Raw genomic sequence first — 21,133 nt, forward strand, 5'->3', positions numbered from 1 at the left:
TTCCCAAGGCGACGATACCGAGCAGTCCGAAGCCTCGCATGTCCGAGGTTGCGATCGCTTGGGTGATTTTTCTCCTCCGAACGTCCGGTCGCGCCTGACCGGGTCGGGCCATCAGGGGTCGACCTACGTTCGAGAGAGAGGAGGGGCAGTTGCCCCCCGCCCGTTCCATCGCGCACGTCTCGTTGCTCTACCTCGCCCGGCACGCCGGCCTGTCCGGGTTCGCCCGGTCGCGGTACGTCACCCGGCTCCGCCGCGACCGTGACGCCGGTAACACCGGCTTCAACGCCGACGGAAAGCTCATCGCCGGGTTGAAGGCTGATCTGCAGTTCGGCACCGCCGGCGCCGGGGTGACCGAAGCCGTGGCGACGGTCAGCCCCCGCTTACGGGGCCGGTACCGGGCGCTCGCGCCGGGTCTGTTGACCTACCTGCGGGCCATGCCCGAGCGGCTCCGGTGCGCACCGGTGTCTCTGAGCCAGCCTACGGTCGTGGTCGCCGACCTTCCGATCAAGCTGCGCGCGCACCTCGGCGTGCAGCACCCGGACGGCTCGGTCGAGGTGGTCTGGTTCTGGTGCGACGAGGAGCCGCCGAAGTCCGAGACCGTGGCCCTCGTCCACCACCTGCTGGCCGAGCACCTCGAACTGCTCCACCCGGCCGCGAGCCGCGTGGTGATCCTCGACGTCCGCCGGGGCACCCGGTACGAGGCGCCTCTCGGCATCAGCGGACACAACCTCGACGGCTTCATCGCCAGCGAGGCCGCCGCGTTCCGCGCAAGCTGGAGCGCGGCAGCGGCATAGCGCCTGGCCAAGATGGTGAAGCGAAGCGGGCCTGACGCCGATTAGCGATGGCCCGGCCGGACCTCCGGCCGGGCCATCTTTCCATTACATGCCCTTGATGCAGGGGTGCGATCGTCGTAGACACTCGCCCGCCCTGATCTTCACACGGTCATCTACCGCCGAGACATTTGCCGGGTTACCTAATCGCATCCGCTATGTTGCCCATGCTCGTCACCAGGGCGTCCGGCGCGGCCGCGCGAAATAGCTCAACTTTAGACGGCCGATTGGCATAGGCAATCACCCTCACCCCGGCGGCTCGGGCGGCCTCAATGTCCGTCATTGAGTCTCCGATAAAAACACACTCACCCGGTTCGCTTCCCAGGTCGCCGATCGTGCGTGTGAGCAAATGCGGATGCGGTTTCATTAGGCCGGGATGACCTGCCGGTCGTCCGGCAATTGATGATACGTAATCAGCGAGTGACCGCGCCCGAAGGAATTCTCTGATCGCTCCGGCTGAATTGTTGCTCACGACGGCCACCGGCCGACTGGATTTCGCTGCGGCGCGGATAAGTGCTCTTGCCCCTGGTGTCTCTTCGGCAGTCTCTATGGCCCGTAGTTCGGCGCCGGATATCTCTTGTTCCATTGACAAAACGACATCCGGCCGGTCAAGTGTTGCGGACCAGTGGAGTACCGCCAGTGGATCGCCAGTTTCTGCGATATCGAGCGGTAGAGATTCTCCGTATCGGATTGCGACCTCGCGGGCTCGATCGGCTACGGATGTTGCTGGATATCCCGCGAAGACGTGACAGATCGGGCCGTCGAAGTCGAGCAATAGAGGGCCGGTGTACCCGACTATCTGCTCCAGGGAAGCGGTCACGGCTGGTACTCGTACGAGATCGTGTTCCAGACTGATTCGAACCACTGGCGCGACGAAGCAACAAACTGTGACCCGTCGGAAGTCTCATCGTCGCTCACGACGTAATGGAATAGCGCTACGTCCTTACCCATCAGGTCGAATATCTGCGTCGACTCCCCTTTGATGCTGACCGGCCGCCGTACGACGGGGTAGAAGCCGTAAAAAACTTCTGATTGGTTGATGACGTATAGCTTGAAGAGAGGTGCGGCCTGATGTAGTCGGATCTCCACGGAACTAGACTTAATCAATCCTAGTTCGGCCAATTCCGAGACTTGGTCGAAAATACCATCCGCCGCGCGCCGGGTTATTCGCTCCGCCCGCTGCCGGACTGGTCCGTCGTCACCTCCGTCGGCGTCCGCAGGAAGCGGTCCGGGCGAAGACATGTCGGAAAGTAGAAGACGGACCGCTATCGATTCCGGTGTGTGGCGGCCCGCCCGTACCTTATCGAGCGCCTCCGCGATGGCGTCTCGCAAAGTCTCGCCAGAGAACCCCGCAAAGTCGATCGATACGTGCGATTGTTCGAACGCCGCTTCAATATGCGGACGCAGTTCAACCGCGCGCTGAGTCTGAGCGCGCACGAATGCTCCGCTGCCCTGCCGGGTGATGATCAAACGCTCGCTACGCAGAATTTCCAATGCGCGCTTTACCGTCTCTCTGGCGACCTCGTAACGCGCCGCGAGGTCAGGCTGCGACGGTAGCCGATCGCCGGGCCGCAACTTGCCGGTCAGGATCGCAGCTCGGAGCTGATTGGCGATTTGGACGGACGCCTGCTTCGGATCGTCGGGGTCCAACTGGCCGAGAAAGTCCAGTTCACGGGACATGCGGCGAGCGTACACATGGCTAGCCATGCAAGCAAAGTTTGGCCATCGGTCTTGACTTGACTAGCCAGGTGCGCATACCTTTGCTCCATCGCAGCCTGACTAGCCAGGCTGGCCATCTTGGGAGGTCGAGTGAAGCGGATGCAGTACTCGCGAGCGACGGACGTTGAGCCCACGTCGGCAGCGCTTCGGGCGATCGAGCGGGAGTGGCCGGTCATAGAAGCCGAAATGGATCTGGTGTCAGTCGAGGCTGCGCTGGCCGACATTGACGACCTGTCACAGCTGGACGCTCACCGCCTGATGGCGGCGCAGAAGCGTGTCGAGACCACGAGGGCTCGATTCGCTGCGGCGGACGGCTTCTACGGGTGGGAGGCGGCCTGATGACGCTCTCCCTCGCCGTGATTCTGGCCCTGATCGTGGCCGCCCTGATCTTCTTCGGCCGCACCACGATCCTCACCGCGCTGGTCTGCCTCGCCGCGGGCGTCGCTCTGGCGCCGACGCCGGTCGGGCCGGTGCTGTTGCTGATTCCGCAGGCGATCGCCACGGGCGTCGCCGCCGGCGTCTCGGCGGTGTTCTCATGACCGCCCCGACTCGGTCCACCGCCGCGCGCCGCGCCGTGACCGTCGAGCGCAGCGCCGCTGAGCTGGCCGCCGACTTGGCCGCCGAGCGCGACCTGGACACCGTGTGGCGCGAGGACACCCGCGCCCGCCGGGCCGGTGCCGTCGAGCACCGCAACGCCCTCGCCGATGTCGAGGAGACCGCCTCCGCGGCCAAACGCGCCCGCCGTGAGCGGGCCACCGACGCCCGCGAGTCCGAGAAGCTCAACGCCCTGTACCGGCGGGCCACCCGATCGGGGGAGCGCGCCCGGCTTCGTGCCCGGATCCTCGGGTCGGCCGAGGTCCGCGCCCTGCGGATCGCGAAGGTCCGCACGGTTACTCTCGCGGCCGGTGTGCCGGTGCTGACCGCGTTCGCCGCCTGGTCGACCACCGGTGTCCAGGCCGGCGTCGTGCGGTTACTCGACGTCGAGAGCGGTTCGGCACCGTGGTGGACCGCGTGGGCCGTCGAGCCTGCCCTGATCGCCGTGGTGGCGCTCATCATCATTGGCCGGGCGGTGCTGCGCTCTTCCGGCGGTGACACTGACTGGCGGGCCACGGTCGCGGAGTGGACGGCCCTCGGGTTGTCGCTGGCGCTGAACATCTTCGGCGGCTGGCCCGCCGGCGCCGGATGGGACGGTCTCGGGTCCGCGCTGCCGCACGCGATCGGCCCGGCCGGTGCTGCGGGGACGGCGTTCCTGATCGGCCTGTTCGACGGCTACGTGTCCGCGGCCCGCCCGTGGGACGGGGCGCCGCGTCTGGCCGACCTCACCGACGTGAAGCCCGACGTCGAGCCGGTCGAGGTCGACGCGGAGACCCGTACCGACGTGAAGCCCGACGTCGAGCCGGTCGAGGTCGACGCGGAGACCCGTCGCGTCGCCCCGGGGGGATCCGACGTGATCGACCCGGCCGCGGTTGAGGTCGTCGCCGCTGCGGCACGCCGGGCCGAGCGGTCGGAGTGGTGGGCGCGGCTGGCCGCGGCCTACGGCGACCAGGTCGCGCCGGAGGCCGACGTCCACGGGTGGATGCGCGATCTGGCACGGGAGTTCGGGACGGTGCCGAGCTACCGCAAAGCACGGGAGTTCTGGGGCCGCTGCCCCGGCGCGAAGCGCTACGCCGAGCTCCGCGCGCAGGTGCTCGCCGAGGTCCTCGGACAGTCCGGCGACGACGCCCCGGAGCCGGTGTCACCGGCCCCCGCCGGCGCCTCCAGTCACACCCCGGAAACCCCGGCCCCGGCTGTGACCGGAGCGGACTCCGACGCGACCACCGACGACGGTTCGGAGCCGCCGCTGGTCGCAGCGCAGAACGGTCACGACCAGCGCGAACTCCTCCCGGTCTTCTCGTTTCAGTCACGCCCTTGAGCACCTGTTCGGAGGCTCCCGCACCCGGTACCGGCCGGGCGCCCGCTCACGACGGAGCGGGAGCACGCACCACCCCATCCCCTTACTGCCTGGAGGCATGTGTGAGCACCGAAACGAACCCGACTCCCGCCGCCGACAGCGACGACGGTTGGAGCTCGGACTGGCTCGACGACCTGACCGGATTCGACGAGGTCACCGACCCGGCTGACGTCGGGCAGGTCGCGACGCCGATCCTGACCAGTGAGGCGTGCCGGCTGCTCGACGACACCGAGTTCTACGCCGTCGAGGACCTCGGGTCGGAGGGCACCGGCGAGAGCCGCATGGTTCCCCGCACCGACGAAGAGACCGCGGCCAAGGTCCGGCTCTCGGCGACCTACGCCGCGATCGCCACCGCCGAGGCGGTCGAGGCGCTCGACACCTCGCTGAACCGGCAGACCGACGTCCTGACCGAGCTCACCCAGCACGCCGTCGGCGGTCTGGTGATCCTCGGCGACGCCGCGCACGCCCAGGCGGCGTTCCTCGCCGAGATCGCCCGCACCGCGCAGGCGTCCCGCCGCGACGCGATCGACCAGGCGTCCGCCGTGGTCGACGCGGAGTACGCCGACTCGGCGTCCCGGGCCGGGTGCTGGTCGGTCGGCGCGCTGGTCCTGGCGGTGTGGGCCGCGATCGGCGGTCCGCGCCCGGACTGGTCGTGGCTGCCGCAGAACACCCTGCCGGGCTGGCTCGCCGGCGCGTTCGCGCTGGTCGGGATCGCGCTGGCCATCGGCGGCGCGGCGATCACCGTCCTGCGCTACGGCGAGGCCCGCTACCGCTGGTCGATCCGCGGCTGACCTATCCGCTGAGTGCGCCGGGACGCGGGCCACGACTACCAATCCCGTCCGCGTCCCGGCTCTCTCACCGAAGGAGAGGAGTCCAGCATGACCTACATCACCGATCCGAGCGGCCCGGGTGCCGACGGAGATGCGGCCACGGCCACGCCTCCGGAAGCACCCGTCCCGCCCGTGGTCGAACCGGCGCCGGTGGCCGAGCCGCTGGTCTCCGATCTGCCGGTCGAGTCCACCCCGGCGGCCGACGCCGAGCCGGCACCGGCCGGGGGATTGCCCGCGTGGCAGACCCTTGCGCTGCTCGGCGGAATCGTGGTTCTGCTGACCGCCGCGGCGTATGCGGCGTTCGGCGTCAAGGGCGCCGCGGCGCTGGTTATCGTCGCCGTGATCCTCGTTCTGTTCCGGATGCTGGTGCGCAGCCTGCGGGTCGTCGGCGCGCTGGTCGGCGGCGGTCTGCTCGCCGGTCTCCTGCGCAAACTGCCCCGGCTGAGCGGCCTCGGCGGACGCCGTAACGGCGCCGGTGGCAGTCCGTCGTCGCGGTTCGGCGGCCGGGGCTTCGGCCGCGGTGCCGGTCGCAGCGTGCGGCACGCCGCGGGACGTTCCGGTGGCGGTCGTTCCGGCCGGGGTCTCGGCGCAGCGCTCCGTGGTGGCCTCGGACGTCTCGGCGGCCGGGGCGCGGGCCGCGGCTCGGGTACCGGTCGGGGCCGGAGCACCTCGGGGCGGGGTGGCGGGTTCCCGCCGCGGGCCGGTGGGATGCGCCTCCGGCGGCGCGGCGGCCCCCACGGCGGCGGGTCCGGTGCCGGCGGTGGCCGGGGTCGGGGCGGACGCGGCACGGGCACCGGCGGTTCGACCGGTAGCGGCGGTGCGTCGCGGCGGGGCCGGGCCGGACGTGCCATGCGGGGTCTGGGGCGCGGCCTGTGGGCCGGGCCGCGGGCCGCAGGCCGTCTCGCCCGCCGGGCCGGCCAGGCAGCATGGCGCCGAGGCCGGACACTCCCGCGGCGGGCGCTCCGGGCCACGGGCCGGGGCGTGCGCGGGATGGGCCGCGGTGTGGCCGCCTCGTGGCGGGCCAGCCGGGGCAACGGGCCGCGGGCCGCGTGGCAGGCCGCCCGTGTCGGCGCCGGCCGCGGGATACGGTCGATCCTGGTCGCGGCCGGTGCGGTGGCCATGACCGGGGTCCGCCGGGTGGGCCGTTTCCTGCGGGAGATGGCCGTCCGGTCCTGGCGGACGGTCTGGGGTCAGGTAAAGCGTTTCGGGGCCGCGATACGGGACCGGGCACTGCGGATCGGCCGGGCGGCCCGGACGTGGGCGGCGCGGCAGGTCCGGCGGGCGTGGTCGTGGTCGCGGCGGCTGGTCACCGGATGGGCCGTCGCGTTCTGGGCATGGGTCCGTACCCGGATCCTGCGCCGCCCGGCACGCCCGGCCACCGCTTCGACCGGCAGCGGCGACCCGGCCGACGACGCCGGGAGCACCTCGACCGGCCCCACCGGGCCGAGCTCTCCCGACCCGGCCGGGAGCACCGGACCGGCGCCCGGGACGCCGGCCCCGGCGTCGAACCCGTGGCCCACCCGCGAGACGGCGTACCCGGCCGGAACCCCGGCCGACCTGCCGGAACTCGCGGCCTACCTCGACGCCGGCGTCGAGCACGCCGACACCGTCGCAGGCCGCGGCGACCGGCTCGACCAGTACGCGAACTCCGACCTGCGGCTGACCCCCCGGCTGCGGGCCGCGATCGCCGACGCCTCCGACGCCTGCCACCTCGCCGCCGACGCCGTCGGGGCACTCCCGGCCGCACTCCGTACCGACCTCGACGTCTGACCAGAAAGGAGGGCGCATCCCAATGACGTTCACCCCCGACGACCTCTCCCGCGACGAATGGGACGTCATCAGCCACGCCGCCGCGATGGGCGGATGGCTCACCACCGGCTATTTCGAGTCCGAGCGGTGGGCCGAGGGCCAGGATCTCCCCGGCCGACTCCTCGGACCGGTGTTCACGCTGGTCACCGGCGGTGGCCCCGACCGGTACGCCCTGACCCCGGCCGGCTGGACGCTCACCGACGAGATGGCCAAACACTCCGCCGGCGCCCCGCGTCACGTCCGCTACGTCTGCCCCGAGTGCGGCGAGCCGGTCGAACACGTCCCGCCGTATGACGCCGGCACCGGCGCTCTCGCCGGCGGCGACCCGGCCCGGCAGGAGTGGTCGCACCTCGACGGTGAGCCGCTCTGCCCGGTCGTCACCGACACCGGCTACCAGCCGGCCCTACCCACCCGCATCGACCCGCCATCCACCCCGCCGACCAGCACCACCGCATCGACCAGCACCGCCCCGTCCCTGAGCACCACCCTCACGAAGGAGGCCCCCATGACCGCTGAAGAGCCCCAGGACATGCAGGAACTCGCCGCGTACCTCGACACCGGCGTCGAGGAGGCCGAGGCGCTGTCCGAGCGTGCCCGTCGGCTGGAGGAGATCGCAGACTCCGACCTGCGGCTGACCCCGCGGCTGAAGACGGCGATCTCCGAGGCCGCCGGTGCCTGCAAGCTCGCCGCCGAGGCCGTCGGCGAGCTGCCCGGCACCCTGCGCTCCGACCTCGACGTCTGAGCGGGGGCGCGCGATGTACGGCGGCCTGACCGACCACGAGGTACCGACCAGCGTGCAGGAACTCGCGTCGTTCCTCTCCGCCGCGACTGAGGCGGCCGAGGAGCTCTCCGAGGGCTTGGGCCACCTCGCCACGGAGGGCGGGTTCGGTCTGTTCCCCAAGTTCACGGCCAGCTTGGAGGCCGCCGAGGAGGCGTGCGGTCTGGCCCGTGAAGCGATCGGCGAGCTGCACAGCGCGCTCCGCGAGGACGTCGACATCTGACCCGACCATCCCCGGTGACCGGCCCCGCGACCTGCGGGGACCGGGGCCGGTCACCCCGCCCGGCGGGAGAGGAGACAACACGATGACTAGCAACAAGAACACCGACCCGGCACCGCGCACCGGCCCCTACCTCGACTGGTCGACCGGCTCGGGTGGACCCGGGTGGACGACCGCCACCGGCACCGTCGCTACCGGGGTGTTCGGTGTCGCCGCAGCGGTCGGCGGGATGGACCCGTGGTGGGCGGTCGCCGCCGGCGGCGTGCTCGGGGCGGTGTCGGCCGGGGTCGCGTGGATGGACGGCGACCCGGTCCGGGACCGGATGCTTCGGTTGACCAAGTGGGCGTGCGGCGGCGCGTGGATCACATGGGCGGCCACCGGGGACGCGTGGCGGCACGGGTGGGCGCCGTGGGTGACCCTCGGCGTCGGCGGCCTCGTGGTCGGCGCGCTCTCGGCGGCGTTCGAGCGGCGCCGCCCGGCCGGCCCCGCCGACCGGGCACGGGTACAGGCCGCCGCGGTCGCGGGGGCATCGGAGATCGCCGAGGAGTGGCGGACCCGCCTGCGGGTCGTCTCGAAGATCAGCCTCCCCGCCGGCGCCGTGGCGGTGGCGCTGTGGACCAACGGCTACGGCTACGACGTCCACGCCGACCTCTCCAGCACCCGGCACACCTGGCGGACGCTGAAGAAGGATGAGGACGCCCTCGCCGGGAACGCCCGGCTGGCCAACGGCGGCGGGGTCGAGGTCACCGCGGGCGTGCACCGCGGCGCCACGATCCTGCGCGTCTGTGTGCGGGACGCGATGGCCGAAGAGCGGTTTTACCCGATCAACGACGTCGATCAGGTGCGGTCGATCAACGACCCGATCAGTTTCGGCCGGCACCGCGACGGCTCCCGCGCCGAAGCCGTCATCCGCTACGCCCGGGTGATCCTGTCCGGCCCGCCGGACGCCGGCAAGTCCAACGAGCTCCAGGTGCTCAACGCCGAGATCAACCGGTGCGGTGACGCGATCATCCGCATCATCGACCTCTCCGGCGGCTCCCTCGCCTGGCCGTGGGTCCGCCCGTGGGTCGAGGGCCGCGCGAAAGCCCCCGGCGTGGACTGGGTGGCGCCGGACGCGGAGGAGGCGCAGAAGCTCGCCGAGGACACCCTGTGGGAGTCCAAGCGCCGCAAGCGCGAACTCCAGTACCTCATCCCCCCGAACGACGACAAAATCCCGGTGTCGGCCGAGGTGCCGGAGATCTTCGTCGTAATCGACGAGGGCGCCGAGGTCGGCGGCCAGGCCACCTCGGGAGCGGCGAAGAAGACGAAGGCCGCGATCGACGAACTCGCCCGGATCGGCCGGTCGGCCGGGATCAACGTGGTGCGGTGCGTGCTGCGGCCGACCTCGGACATGACCGGCGGCGCGCAGGTCAAGCGCCTCTCGGGGGTGCGGGTGCTGATGACCAGCCCGGACTCCAAAGACGAGGGTGCGGCGCTGTTCGGCGGTGGCCGCTACCTCCCCGAGGACGCCCCCTACGCCGGCTGCGGCTGGCTGGCCCGCGAACGCGCCACCGAGGGCCGCCCGTTCCGCGGGGAGCGGATCACCCCGGCGATCATCGACGCCCTCGCGGTCGCCACCGGCGAGCGGCGGCCGGAGCCGTTCCCGTCGCCGAACTACGCCGGCCGGTGGGAGCGCATCGGCATCACCCCACCCGGCGCCCCCACCGCGGCGGCACCGGACCCGGCCGCGGGCCGGACGGCGACGGCGACCGCCGAGCGGCCGACCGGGGAGCGTCCGGAGCGGGACACCGGAGACATCGGCGACCGCCTCGCCGAGCTCCAGCGCCGCCGCGCCGACCGCAAGGCGTTCGACCAGATGGCCGACCTGTTCAACACGACCGAGGCTCCCGACCCGACGCCCCGGCCGGACTGGCGGACCCGCCTGACCGAACTCCTCCGGGCCGCCGGCGAGGAGGGTCTGAGCGTCCGCGGCGCGGTCGCCGCGCTCAACGCCGACGGGTTCGAGATCGGTAAAACCGTCGTCCACGAGTGGCTCCAGAAGAACGCCCGCAGCGGCCCGACCGGCTACACCCTCCCACCCACCACCTAACCCACCGTCACCGACCGCGAGGCCGGGTGTCCGCCCGCTGTCCGCCCCGGACAGCACATCCCCGAAACACCGTCTCAGAGCGCCGTCCGGGGGCTTATTCCTCGGCGGACACGGCGGACGGACACCCGGACGGACAGGGGGCGGACGGACACCTGGACACCCCCGGCGGACACCCCGACCGGACACCCGCGACCGACACACAGCGTAACCAGATAGCCCGCCGAATCGCCTGAATCGACCCTTCGCACGGAGAGGCGCTACCGCCATGCCCGAAACCGCTCTGGCCACCTCGTTCGCGTTACTCACCGCTACCTCGACCGGCGTCGGTGGCGCCGCCCTGGCCCGCCTGATCGTCCTGGCGTTCGTCGCCGGCGCCGTCCTGTGGTTCGCGTGGCGGCTCTCGCTGCGCAAGAACCCGTACACCGCCTGCCGGTCCTGCAAGGGCCACGGCATGAAGCACGGCCGGGTGTTCACCCGCGCCATGCGCCACTGCGGCGGCTGCGGCGGCTCCGGCCACGTCCTGCGCGTCGGCGCCCGCGACCACCGCTGACGCTCCCCGCTCTCGCGATCTACCCCGTTCCGGACCTGACCTGTTTGGAGGCCGCGATGACCACCACCGCCGCCCGGTTCGTCGTGCACTGCCGCCCCTGCGAATGGCTCTCCTCCGACCGGCCCACCTCGCAGGCAGCCACCGACCTGGCCGGCACCCACGACGACACCCACCACCACGACCACCCCGGCCCGGTCGCCACCGTCATCCCGCTCATCGGCGCCCGCCTGCCGCTCCCAATCCCGCACACCGGCCAGCCCCTCGCGGTGGCCGCCTGACCAGGAGGTACACCCCATGACCGAAGAACTTCTCAACGAGGACATCCGCGTACTCACCGATGCGTTACCGGCATGGATGTGGTCGGACGCGTCGATCGCCCCGACGCCGGAGCTGTTCGAGGTCGCCGCCGCGGTACTCGGCATGGCCGCCTGGCTCGACCGGCACGACGACCGGCCCGCCCACGCCCGCCAGGGGCTGCGAGTTCTCAAGCTCGCCGAGGAGACCGGCGAGACCGTCGCGGCGTGGATCGGCGCCACCGGCCAGAACCCCCGCAAGGGCATCACCGCCCGCGCCATCGACGTCGCCCGCGAACTGGCCGACGTCACGTTCTCCGCGCTCACCGCGCTGGTCAGCGTCGGCGGCGACGCCGCCGAAGCGCTCACCGACGCCCTTATGTCGTGGGGCTGGATCGTCGCGGGCGAAGACGCCGGGTTCGTGTCGGCCGACGAGGTCAACGAGTGGCTTCTGCGCGTGACCCGCGACGCCGGTGAGGTCTGCGCCGCGTTCCTCCTCGACCCCGGCCCCGACCGGGACCAACGGCTGATCGACCACCTCAACGACGTCGTGGTCGACGCCTGCAACGGCATCGCGCAACTGGGCTTCGACCCCAACGAGGTGCTCAGCGGCACCGCCCGCGTCGTCGCCGGCCGGGTCCTGAGCCACCCGACCGGCCCGCACACCTCCTGACCGCTTCACTCCCTACCCGCATAGCCCGAACGTCCGTATTTGCGGACTTTCCGAAGGAGAACGTCATGGCCAACGACACCGTCATCACGCTGGTCGGGAACCTCGTGGACGATCCCGAACTCCGGTTCACCCCGTCCGGGGTGGCGGTCGCGAAGTTCCGGATCGCCTCGACCCCCCGCACCTACGACCGGACCACGAACGAGTGGAAGGACGGCGAGGGGCTGTTCCTGACCTGCAACGTCTGGCGGCAGATGGGCGAGAACGCCGCCGAGACGTTGCAGCGCGGCACCCGCGTCATCGTGCAAGGCCGGCTGCGGCAGCGATCCTACGAGACCAAGGACGGCGAGAAGCGCACCGTCTACGAGGTCGAGGTCGACGAGATCGGCCCCTCCCTGCGGTGGGCCACCGCTCGGGTCAACAAGGCCGCCCGCAGCGGCTCCGGCGAGGCCAGTACGCCCGCGGTGGACCCGAACGCCGACCCGTGGGCCACCACCGCGGTGCCGTCCGGCGACGAACCGTTCTGACCGGCCCCGGGGCGCCGGGCGCGACCGCCCGGCGCCCCTGGCCGCCTCCGTCCATCCCGCCACCGAGAAGGGGCACCCGCATGCCTGCTACCCACGTCACCACCGGCCAGGGCGACCTCTGGACCGCGGCCGACCTCGACACGGTCGACCAACCCGCGATCCGGCTGGAGGCCGGTGAACTGCACATGCCGCCCCGTCCCCGGCAGGACGCCGACCAGCCGGGGCTGTTCGACCTCACGCCCCCGCCGGAGCCGCCGTCCCTGCCCTACCTGGCCGCCGACTCGGCGCCGCTCGCCGAGGCGCTGACCGGCGACGGCTACGCGTGGCTCGCCGCGGTGCTGCCCGAGCCGGCGCCGGTCTGGTGCGCCGCGCACCGGGTGCCGATGGTGCTCACGGGCGCGGCCCGGCTGGTCTACGGCTGCGCACGCTGCGACGCCGAGTGTCTCGACGTCGAGCACGGCGGCGGTTCGGCGGTGGCGGCATGACCCGCCGGCCGCGTCCCTTCGACCCGAAGCCGGGCCAGCCCGGCGCCGCGATCACCTACACCGTGTCCACGCCGGACGGGCCGGTCGAGCGAACCGGCATCGTGTGGTCGGACGGGCCGATGCCGTCGTCGGTGTGGGTGACCCCTGACGACGCCCCCGGCACCGCGGTAGCGGTGAAGATCCCGACGAAACTACGCGCCGAGCGCGACGGCGCCCGACCGACGGCCCTACCCACCCACGGCGCCTACGGCGAACAGTGGCAGGCCGACACGCTCTACCAGTGCAACCGCGCCCGCACCTACCCGCAGGCGTACCGGATGTGGCACCGGGGCCAGGGCCGCGCCTACGACGTCCGGGCCGGCTACACCCACGGAACCCGGTTCATCGCCGCTGACCGCAACTACTGGCACCAGACCTGGCACCTCGACCAGGACTGCACGCACGCCGCGACCGGCGCCCCGGCCACCCCCGGATCCCCGGACACCGGCCAGGCCGCTACCTCCAGCGGCGCGATCGTCGCCGCGCTCCTGGGCCGGCACCACCATTTCGACCCCGTCCACCCCGGTGACCTGTGCCCGGTGTGCGTCCTCACCCCCGCCCCATCCCCGTCGCTGCCCCCGTCATCTCGACAGGAGGTCCCGGCCATGACCGGTCCGACCTACCACCTGGACTACTACGCCACCCGCGACGACGCCACCTACTCCTACGGCGAAGCGCTCGACTCCCGGGACATCACCGCGGACGACGACAGCGACGCCGCGTACTTCCGGGTGAAGGCCGACGCGCAGGATCCGGACCTGTTCCCCGAGGGCGCAACCACCGCGACCTTGTGGAGCAGCGAGCCGGGCGGCGGTATGCCGGTCGCGATCTACCCCGTCTACCCGGACCCCGCGCCGACCAGCACCCCCACCGCAGTCCCCGCCACCACGGGCGCCGGAGACGGCGGTGATCCCGGGGTTACCGACCTCGCCGAGCTGGCCGCCTACCTCAACGACTGCGCCGGCCACGCCGAGTCCCTCACCGAGCGAGCACGCCGGTTGCAGGAGATCGCCTCCTCCGACCTGGCACTGACCCCACGGCTCCGGGACGCGATCGGCGAGGCCGAGAACATCTGCGCCCTCGCCGCGTCCGCGGTCGCCGAGCTTCCCGCCGCGCTCCGCGCCGATCTCGACGTCTGACGGGGGGTCACCCATGAGCAGCGATTTCACCCCGGCCAAACGTGGTGACCTGGTCGCGATCGTGACGACCGAGCGCGCGTTCTACATCGGCCAGCCCTCGACCGAGCGGACGCGCGTTGAGCTCGCGATCGTCCGCAGTGTCTCCCGCGAGGGCGTGGTCAAGGCCGTCCGGTATGCGTGGGATTCGAGCCCGGTCGGGAAGAACGCGCTTCCCGACCGCGGTCAGCGAACGCTGGTGATCGGTCAGGATCGCATCGACGTCGAGGCCGCGATGGCGATGGCCCGCGCGCACACCTGGCCGGGCCACTCGACGGTGAAGCCGTTCGACTCGATCGCGGAGGCGACGGCCGCGCTCCGCCCCTACCTGCGCACCTCGGCGCATGCCACGCCGGCGCGTCCGGCGGCCATCACTGATGTCCCGGTGACGGGCTTCGCCGAGCTTGCCGGCGTGCTGGACCAGCACGCGGCCGACTGCGGATGGGTCGTCGAGCGCTCCGACCGGTTGCAGGAGATCGCCGACGGAGATCTCCGCCTGACCCCGCGGTTGCGGGCGGCGATCGAGGCCGCGGCCACCGCCTGCGCGCTCGCCGCGGACACCGTCACCCTCCTGCCCGGCGCGCTCCGCGCTGACCTCGACGTCTGAGAAAGGAGGGGAATCGCTATGCGCATCCTGGTCACCGGCTCCCGCACGTGGACCGACGCCCGCACGATCGCGACCACCCTCGACCGCGCCACCGACGGGCACCCCGGCCCGCACATCCTCGTGCACGGCGGCGCCCGCGGCGCGGACACGATCGCCGCCACCCTCGCCGGCCGCCGCGGCTGGCAGGTCGAGGCGCACCCGGCCGACTGGCCCACCTGCGCCCCCGACTGCCGACCAGGTCACCGGCGCACCCGGTACGACGGCGCGACGTACTGTCCGACGGCCGGGCACCGGCGTAACGCCGCGATGGTGGCCGCCGGCGCGGACCTCTGCCTCGCGTTCATCCGGGCGAACTCGACCGGCGCGTGTCACTGCGCGAACCTCGCAGAGACCGCCGGGATCCCCGTCCTGCGCCGCATCACCTACGTCGCCCCCGGCTCCGGTGCGGCGGGCGGTGGTCGAGCATGACCGCCTACATCCGCCGGCACGGCGGCCACACCTCAATGATCGAGGCCCCCCGCGCCGGCTCCGACCTCGACCGGGCCGCGGTCTACCGGGATCTCGAGAATCCGGTGCTCGGGTTGGACGTCGAAACCCGCGCGATCGTAGACGGCGGCCCCGGCCACTTCGGCCCCGACGCCGGCGTCCGCCTGGTCCAACTCGCGACCCCCGACACGGCATGGGTGTTCGACCCCACCGACACCCGCCAGCGCGCCCTGTTGGTCGAGATCCTCGCCGACCCGGCCCGCCGGTTCGTCTCCCACACCCCCTACGACGTACTCGCGGTCTGGTCGGCGTTCGGGATCGCCCTCGGACAGCGGGCGGTGGATACACACCTGCTCTCGAAACTCGTCAACCCCGACGAACGCGCCGGTCACCGGCTCAAAGAGCTCACGGCCCGGTACCTCGACGACGGCCTCCGCAAGGCCGAGGAAGCCCTGCACATCCGGGCCGCCTCCCTCGCCCCGGCGGGCCAGCGGGCCGGGGACGCGGCGATGACGTGGGCGTGGAACCACCTGCGCGCCGACGACCCGTCCTACGTGGTCTACGCCGGGATGGACGCCATCTACGTGCGACGGCTGTTGCCGGTGCTGTTGCAGCTCTGCGCCCCGTTCGCCCACCTCGTCACCGTCGAACAGTGGCTGTCGGCGCAGGCCATCGGCATCACGATCCGCGGCCTGGCCCTCGACAGCGACTACACCCGGGGTCTGTTGGGGCAGGTCGAGGCCGAGCACGCCGCCGCAGTCGACGCGATCGCCGACGGATTGGGGTTCAAGGCGACCTCACCGAAGTTCGCCGGGTGGCTCGACGACCTCGGGGTGGACGGGCCGCGCACCGAGAAGACGGGCCGGTTGAAGGTCACGGCCGAGACCCTTGCGGCTCTGGTCATCGCGATCGAGGCCGGGACGCTCCAGCTCGACGACCAGGCGACCGCGCTGGTCCGGGCACGGCAGCGGGTCTCGGCGACCTCGAACACGATCGCGAACCTGCGGAGCTTTCTCGCGCACGCCGACGCCGCCGGGCGGGTGCACCCGGCGATCAACACCCTGCGCGCGAAGACGGGGCGCATGTCGATCACCCACCCGGCGCTCCAGACGCTGAACAAAGCAGACACGCGCCTTCGGCACTCATTCCGAGCCGACCCCGGCTACACCCTCGTGAGCTGCGACTTCGCACAAGTAGAAGTCCGGGTAGCCGCCGCGCTCTCCCGGGACCGGACGCTGCGGGAGGTCATCGCGTCCGGGGTCAACATCCACGCCGCGACCGCGTCCCTGATGTACGGGCCGGACTTCACACCCGTGCAGAAGACGCTGTCCAAGCGGGCCACGTTCGGAACCATCTACGGCGGCGGAGTCCGGGCACTCGCGGCGCAGACCGGTGTTCCCGAGCACGTGGCGGCCGAGGTCATCGACCTGTGGCGCCAGACCTACCCGGGCGTGATCGCCTACGGCCATCGCATCGCCCGTGACGAGGTCGTGGTCACCGGCTCGGGACGGCGGATCCCGGCCGACCCGAACCGCACCTACGCCAACAGCAACTACTCGATCCAGTCCACCGCGCGGGACCTGTTGGTGGCCGCGGTCTACGAACTGGTGGTCGTCCACGGCCTCGACCCCGCCACGCTCTGGCTGTTCGTCCACGACGAAGTCATCCTTCACGTCCCCACCGAGGACGCCGAAGACGTGCGACAGCTGGTCAAGCAGGTCATGACCAGTACCTACCGCGGGGTGCCGATCGGGGCCGACGCGGAGATCCTCGGCACCCACTGGGGCCACCTCGACCACCCGGCGCAGGTGGCAGCATGACCGCCCCCGAGTGCGCCCCGGCCGAGGCGTCGCGTGGCGCCGCGGCGGAACACGACGCGTCGCGTCACCCTCGAGTGCGACACGACGTGTCGGCTCCCGCGGCATCCAACGCGTACCCGGCGGGCCCGCGCGACGCGTCGCGCGTGGCCACGGACGACGCGTCGGCTCCAGCTCGACGCGACGCGTCCGGTGGGCCTGCGCTACGGCTCTGCGCGTGGTGCGGCGGTCCGATCGCCGCAACGGTGCGGCGGGACGCGGTGTGCTGCTCGACCCGGTGCCGGCAGGCCCGCCACCGCTTCGCCCGCACCGTCGGGCAGGCCGAAGCCGTAGCGGTCGGCCGCCCGCTACGGCTGGCCTACGCCGACCCGCCGTATCCGGGCAACGCGTACCTCTACCGCGGACACTGCGACTACGCCGGCGAGGTCGACCACGCCGCCCTCATCGCCGGCCTCCAGAAATACGACGGGTGGGCGCTGTCGACTTCAGCGGTCGCGCTCCCGGCCGTGCTGGCGCTCTGCCCGCCCGGCGTGCGGGTGGCCGCCTGGCACCGCGGCCCGCGGACCACGCCCTCGCGGTGGCCGCTCACCGCGTGGGAACCGGTCATCTACATCGGCGGCCGTCAGATCGTCGCGACGCCGGGAGCAGAGCGGCGCACGGACTCTCTCGTGCACGGCGTGTGCGCGATGACCACTCTGCCCGGCCGGGTGATCGGGGCCAAGCCAGCCGAGTTCTGCCGCTGGCTGTTCACCCTCCTCGGCGCCGCACCTGGCGACACCCTCGACGACCTGTTCCCCGGCTCCGGGGTCGTCGCCCGGGCATGGGCGGTGTTCACCGGCGCCGAGCCGTCGAGCGAGGCCCGGGACGACATCTCCGAACCAGCCGCCGAGACCTGCGGGAGGACCGCATGACCAGCCTGATCGGACTAGCCCGGCCGCGGCTGCTCGACCTGTTCTGCCGCGCCGGCGGGGCCAGCATGGGCTACCACCTGGCCGGATTCGACGTCACCGGCGTCGACAAAGGCGACCACTCCGGCGCCTACCCGTTCACCTACCACCAGGCGGACGCGATCGAGTTCGTGATCGAGTATGGGCGGGAGTTCGACGTCATCGCGGGGTCCCCCCCGTGCCAGCTCTTTTCCCAGTGCCACCGAATCCGCCGCAACGACCACCCGGACCTCATCGGGCCGATGCGGGACGCCGTCCTGCCGCTCGGTAAGCCGTACGTGATCGAGAACGTCGAGGATGCCCGGGCAGACCTGCGCGACCCGGTCGAGCTGTGCGGAGCGATGTTCCCCGAGCTCAACGTCTACCGGCACCGGCTGTTCGAGTCCAACGTGCCGCTGTTCGTCCCGGTGCATCCGGTGCATGTCGAGCCGCAGGTGAAGATGGGACGGCCGCCGCGGCCGGGGCATCGGATGCACGTGATCGGGAACTTCTCCGGTGTCGCCGCCGGCCGGGTCGCGATGGGCATCGATTGGATGACCCGCGACGACCTGCGCGAAGCTATTCCGCCCGCCTACACCCACTTCCTCGGCGGACAGGTCATGGCGGCGCTGACCGGGCAGCGTGCGGCATGACGCCCCGGGACGGCGAACTCCTGACCGCGGCGTTCGGGTACGCCGGGCGGGGCTGGCCGGTGTTCTTCCTCGGCCGCACCAAACGCCCGGTGCAAAACTGCCCGGCCTGCCCGACCGGCGCTCCCGGCCACGACCCGGCGGCGTGTGAGTGCCTGACCTGCCACGGATTCCACGCCGCCACCCTCGACCCCGCCCGAATCCGCGCCATGCACGCCGCCGTGCCAGGCGGGAAACTCGCCATCGCCACCGGCCTGCGGGCCGGCCTGGCGGTGGCGGACATCGACCCGCGCAACGGCGGAGCCATCGACCACGCCCTGATGCCGCCCACGTATGCGGTGAGCAGCGGCGGGCGTGGCTGGCACCTGTACTACCAGCATCCCGGTGGCGCCCGGATCCCCTCGCGGGAGCTCGCGGGGCATCCGGGTGTGGACATCAAGGCCGACGGCGGGTATGTCGTCGCGCCGCCCTCGATCCACCCGGACACCCGCCTGCCGTACCGGGTGATTGGGGGCCGGTCGGTGGTTGAGATGCGCCGCCCCTTGCTCGACCTGGCCCGGGCCACGACGGCGGCTCCGGCCCCGTCCGGGCCGGTGTCTCCGGTCGCGGATGGGGGGCGCATCTCCTCACCCCCGGCCCTACTCGCCGCGCTCCTCGCCAAGGTCGGCGAAGCCCCGGCCGGGCGCCGCCGGACCACGCTCTACGGTGTCGCCCGCGGGGTCGCCCGCCTGGTGAGCGCTGGCCACCTCGACCGCGCCGAGGCCGTCGCGATCCTCACCGACGCCGGCCACGCCGCCGGCCAATCCACCCGGGACACCGCCGCGGCGATCGCCGGGGGATTCCGAGCCGAAGGGGTGCGGACATGACCGCCGCCGACGTTCGTCAGCACCTATCCGACCTTGACGAAATTGACACAACCCCCCGCCCCGGACGTCCGGCCGCGGCACCAACCCCGGCACCCGGGCCGGATGCGATGCCGACCGTGGGCGGGTGGGAGGCCCCGGCACCCGTTGACGAAATTGACAGAATCCCGCTCCCCGGCTCGACCGGCCGCTACCCCGCGCCGCTGTGGGCGTTCGTCGACGCCGTCGCCGAATCCCGGCAGGTGCCCCGCGACATGGTGTTCCTGCTGGTTCTGTCAATTCTGTCAACGGCATCCGGGGGCCGGTGGCGCGCACGGATCCGCCCGGACTGGACCGAATCCCTCGCCCTCATGACCGTGTCGGCAATGCCCTCGGGGTCGCTGAAGTCCCCGACCGTCAAGGCCGTCGCCGCCCCGCTATTCGAGCTCGAACGCGAACTGGTCGAGGAGTACGCGCCGCTGGTCAGCGAGAAACAAGCCGCCAAAGACTTTCGGCTCGCCGAGGTCGAACGCCTCAAGCGCCGCGCCGGCCGCGGCGACACCGACGAAACCGCCCTCCTCGACGCCGTCCGCGCCGCCGACGAGATCACCGTCCCCGCGGTCCCGCGGCTGGTCGCCGACGACGTCACCCCCGAAATGCTCGCCATCCTCATGTGCGAACAAGGCGGCCGGATGGGCGTCCTGTCCTCCGAAGGCGGCCTGTTCGCCACCCTCGCAGGCCGGTACTCCTCCGGCGTCCCGAACCTCGACCTCGTGCTCAAAGCCTGGTCCGGGGACCCGCATCGGGTCGACCGCACCACCCGCGCGCCGATCATGCTCAACGAACCGTTCCTGTCCATCGGCGTCACCGTGCAACCCGAGATCATCGAAGGTCTCGCCGACACCCGCCTGTTCCGCGGCTCCGGGCTGCTCGCCCGGTTCTTCTTCGCCCTCCCGAAACCCCTGCTCGGACACCGCAACCTCGAACCCGACCCCGTCCCCGCCGCCGTGGCTGATGGCTACGGCCAGCGCATCCGCGCCCTCGCCCGGACCGCCCGGCGGCGCGACGGCATCACCGAACTGCCCCTCACCGTCGCGGCGCAAGAGGCGCTGCACGCGTTCCGCGTCGACCACGAACCGCGCCTCGACCCCGAGGGCGGCGCGCTCGCCGAGATCACCGACTGGGGCAGCAAACTCCCCGGCCAACTCGCCCGCGTCGCCGCGCTGTTCGAGCTGTTCACCGACCCCGACGCCGACGCCATCGGCGACACCGCCATGCGCGGCGCCCTCGAACTCGCCCCGTACCTCACCGGCCAAGCCCTCGCCGCGTTCGACGCGATCAACGGCCGCCGCGCCCGCGCCGCCCGGCCCCGCGCCGTCCTGACCTGGATCCGCCGCAAGAACCTCGGCGAGTTCACCGTCCGCCAAGCCCGCCGCGACCTCGGCGGCCAGGACTGGGCCACCAGCGTCGACACCATCCGCGACGTCCTCGACGAACTCGAAGACCACGGCTGGATCCGCCTCGAAACCCCCACCGACCAGCCTGCCCGCGCCGGCCGACCCCCGAGCGCCCGCTACCGCGTCAACCCCGCCACCCACCGCACCGCCCCCGTTCTGTCATTTACGTCAACCCCACCCAGCCCCCAACACCCACACACCGCCGCCGGCTGACGCCCCTGAACCAGAAGGAGGGCGCACCGTGCCCGAACCGACCCCGAAACCGACCTGCTCGTACCGCCGCAGCGCATCCGGCGGTACGCGACACACCAACCCCCAAACGACAAGCCCGCAGACGCGCGCTCAGCGGCCCGCCAGAGCCGCGCCATGCCCCGCCGCCGAGG

Annotated in this window: 24 protein-coding genes; 22 read left to right on the forward strand and 2 right to left on the reverse strand. The window is 72.1% G+C overall.

From position 1 onward, the window contains the following. Positions 1-149: 149 nt before the first annotated feature. Positions 150-794, forward strand: a complete 645-nt coding sequence (locus FL583_RS16945) for a hypothetical protein (RefSeq protein WP_142705640.1) — start codon at positions 150-152, stop codon at positions 792-794. Positions 795-969: 175 nt separating this feature from the next. Here FL583_RS16945 and FL583_RS16950 read toward each other — a convergent pair whose 3' ends face one another. Beyond that, positions 970-1,650, reverse strand: coding sequence for an HAD family hydrolase (locus FL583_RS16950; RefSeq protein ID WP_142705641.1), 681 nt, complete (start codon positions 1,648-1,650; stop codon positions 970-972). Beyond that, positions 1,647-2,510, reverse strand: coding sequence for a GntR family transcriptional regulator (locus FL583_RS16955; protein ID WP_142705642.1), 864 nt, complete (start codon positions 2,508-2,510; stop codon positions 1,647-1,649). Before FL583_RS16955 ends, FL583_RS16950 begins: the two co-directional genes overlap by 4 nt. Before the next feature lie 138 nt (positions 2,511-2,648). On the opposite strand from FL583_RS16955, the gene FL583_RS16960 reads away from it, so the two are divergent. From FL583_RS16960 to FL583_RS17060, 21 genes are all read left to right on the forward strand, one after another. Continuing rightward, positions 2,649-2,888, forward strand: a complete 240-nt coding sequence (locus FL583_RS16960; protein WP_142705796.1) for a DUF6284 family protein — start codon at positions 2,649-2,651, stop codon at positions 2,886-2,888. Next, a complete protein-coding gene (locus FL583_RS16965; protein ID WP_142705643.1) occupies positions 2,888-3,088 on the forward strand; it encodes a hypothetical protein in 201 nt (66 codons plus the stop codon). The genes FL583_RS16960 and FL583_RS16965 overlap by 1 nt, the downstream gene beginning before the upstream one ends. Next, positions 3,085-4,461: a hypothetical protein gene (locus FL583_RS40945; protein WP_205752210.1), complete on the forward strand. Its 1,377-nt coding sequence runs from the start codon at positions 3,085-3,087 to the stop codon at positions 4,459-4,461. The genes FL583_RS16965 and FL583_RS40945 overlap by 4 nt, the downstream gene beginning before the upstream one ends. Before the next feature lie 101 nt (positions 4,462-4,562). Further along, positions 4,563-5,291: a hypothetical protein gene (locus FL583_RS16975; protein ID WP_142705644.1), complete on the forward strand. Its 729-nt coding sequence runs from the start codon at positions 4,563-4,565 to the stop codon at positions 5,289-5,291. An 87-nt stretch (positions 5,292-5,378) separates the two neighbouring features. After that, entirely contained in the window at positions 5,379-7,100 is a 1,722-nt protein-coding gene (locus FL583_RS16980; protein ID WP_142705645.1) for an RAD23 family protein, read from the forward strand. A gap of 22 nt (positions 7,101-7,122) precedes the next feature. After that, positions 7,123-7,881 (forward strand): hypothetical protein, encoded by a 759-nt coding sequence (locus FL583_RS16985; RefSeq protein ID WP_142705646.1) that lies wholly within the window; start codon positions 7,123-7,125, stop codon positions 7,879-7,881. Positions 7,882-7,894: 13 nt separating this feature from the next. After that, positions 7,895-8,140: a hypothetical protein gene (locus FL583_RS16990; protein ID WP_142705647.1), complete on the forward strand. Its 246-nt coding sequence runs from the start codon at positions 7,895-7,897 to the stop codon at positions 8,138-8,140. An 82-nt stretch (positions 8,141-8,222) separates the two neighbouring features. After that, the gene (locus FL583_RS16995) at positions 8,223-10,226 is read left to right on the forward strand and encodes a hypothetical protein (RefSeq protein ID WP_142705648.1); all 2,004 of its coding nucleotides are present in this window, start codon (positions 8,223-8,225) and stop codon (positions 10,224-10,226) included. Between the two features lie 265 nt (positions 10,227-10,491). Beyond that, positions 10,492-10,776, forward strand: coding sequence for a hypothetical protein (locus FL583_RS17000; protein WP_142705649.1), 285 nt, complete (start codon positions 10,492-10,494; stop codon positions 10,774-10,776). A 56-nt stretch (positions 10,777-10,832) separates the two neighbouring features. After that, positions 10,833-11,054 (forward strand): hypothetical protein, encoded by a 222-nt coding sequence (locus FL583_RS17005; protein ID WP_142705650.1) that lies wholly within the window; start codon positions 10,833-10,835, stop codon positions 11,052-11,054. A 16-nt stretch (positions 11,055-11,070) separates the two neighbouring features. Next, a complete protein-coding gene (locus FL583_RS40950; protein WP_205752211.1) occupies positions 11,071-11,742 on the forward strand; it encodes a MazG-like family protein in 672 nt (223 codons plus the stop codon). A gap of 65 nt (positions 11,743-11,807) precedes the next feature. Continuing rightward, on the forward strand, positions 11,808-12,266 hold the full coding sequence (locus tag FL583_RS17015; protein WP_142705651.1) for a single-stranded DNA-binding protein: 459 nt from the start codon (positions 11,808-11,810) through the stop codon (positions 12,264-12,266). An 80-nt stretch (positions 12,267-12,346) separates the two neighbouring features. Then, positions 12,347-12,751, forward strand: coding sequence for a hypothetical protein (locus tag FL583_RS17020; RefSeq protein ID WP_142705652.1), 405 nt, complete (start codon positions 12,347-12,349; stop codon positions 12,749-12,751). Further along, positions 12,748-13,929 (forward strand): hypothetical protein, encoded by a 1,182-nt coding sequence (locus FL583_RS17025; protein WP_142705653.1) that lies wholly within the window; start codon positions 12,748-12,750, stop codon positions 13,927-13,929. Before FL583_RS17020 ends, FL583_RS17025 begins: the two co-directional genes overlap by 4 nt. Positions 13,930-13,942: 13 nt before the next feature. Then, on the forward strand, positions 13,943-14,572 hold the full coding sequence (locus FL583_RS17030; RefSeq protein ID WP_142705654.1) for a hypothetical protein: 630 nt from the start codon (positions 13,943-13,945) through the stop codon (positions 14,570-14,572). An 18-nt stretch (positions 14,573-14,590) separates the two neighbouring features. Further along, positions 14,591-15,040: a DUF2493 domain-containing protein gene (locus FL583_RS17035; protein ID WP_142705655.1), complete on the forward strand. Its 450-nt coding sequence runs from the start codon at positions 14,591-14,593 to the stop codon at positions 15,038-15,040. Beyond that, on the forward strand, positions 15,037-16,878 hold the full coding sequence (locus FL583_RS17040; protein WP_142705656.1) for a DNA polymerase: 1,842 nt from the start codon (positions 15,037-15,039) through the stop codon (positions 16,876-16,878). Before FL583_RS17035 ends, FL583_RS17040 begins: the two co-directional genes overlap by 4 nt. Positions 16,879-17,120: 242 nt before the next feature. Beyond that, complete coding sequence (locus FL583_RS17045; protein ID WP_142705657.1) at positions 17,121-17,786, forward strand: hypothetical protein; 666 nt, start codon at positions 17,121-17,123, stop codon at positions 17,784-17,786. Beyond that, positions 17,783-18,454 (forward strand): DNA cytosine methyltransferase, encoded by a 672-nt coding sequence (locus tag FL583_RS17050; protein ID WP_142705658.1) that lies wholly within the window; start codon positions 17,783-17,785, stop codon positions 18,452-18,454. Before FL583_RS17045 ends, FL583_RS17050 begins: the two co-directional genes overlap by 4 nt. Beyond that, positions 18,451-19,317: a bifunctional DNA primase/polymerase gene (locus tag FL583_RS17055; protein WP_142705659.1), complete on the forward strand. Its 867-nt coding sequence runs from the start codon at positions 18,451-18,453 to the stop codon at positions 19,315-19,317. The genes FL583_RS17050 and FL583_RS17055 overlap by 4 nt, the downstream gene beginning before the upstream one ends. Next, the gene (locus FL583_RS17060) at positions 19,314-20,963 is read left to right on the forward strand and encodes a YfjI family protein (RefSeq protein WP_142705660.1); all 1,650 of its coding nucleotides are present in this window, start codon (positions 19,314-19,316) and stop codon (positions 20,961-20,963) included. The genes FL583_RS17055 and FL583_RS17060 overlap by 4 nt, the downstream gene beginning before the upstream one ends. Positions 20,964-21,133 lie beyond the last annotated feature (170 nt).

The organism is Cryptosporangium phraense (assembly GCF_006912135.1).
GTDB classification, from domain to species: Bacteria; Actinomycetota; Actinomycetes; order Mycobacteriales; family Cryptosporangiaceae; genus Cryptosporangium; species Cryptosporangium phraense.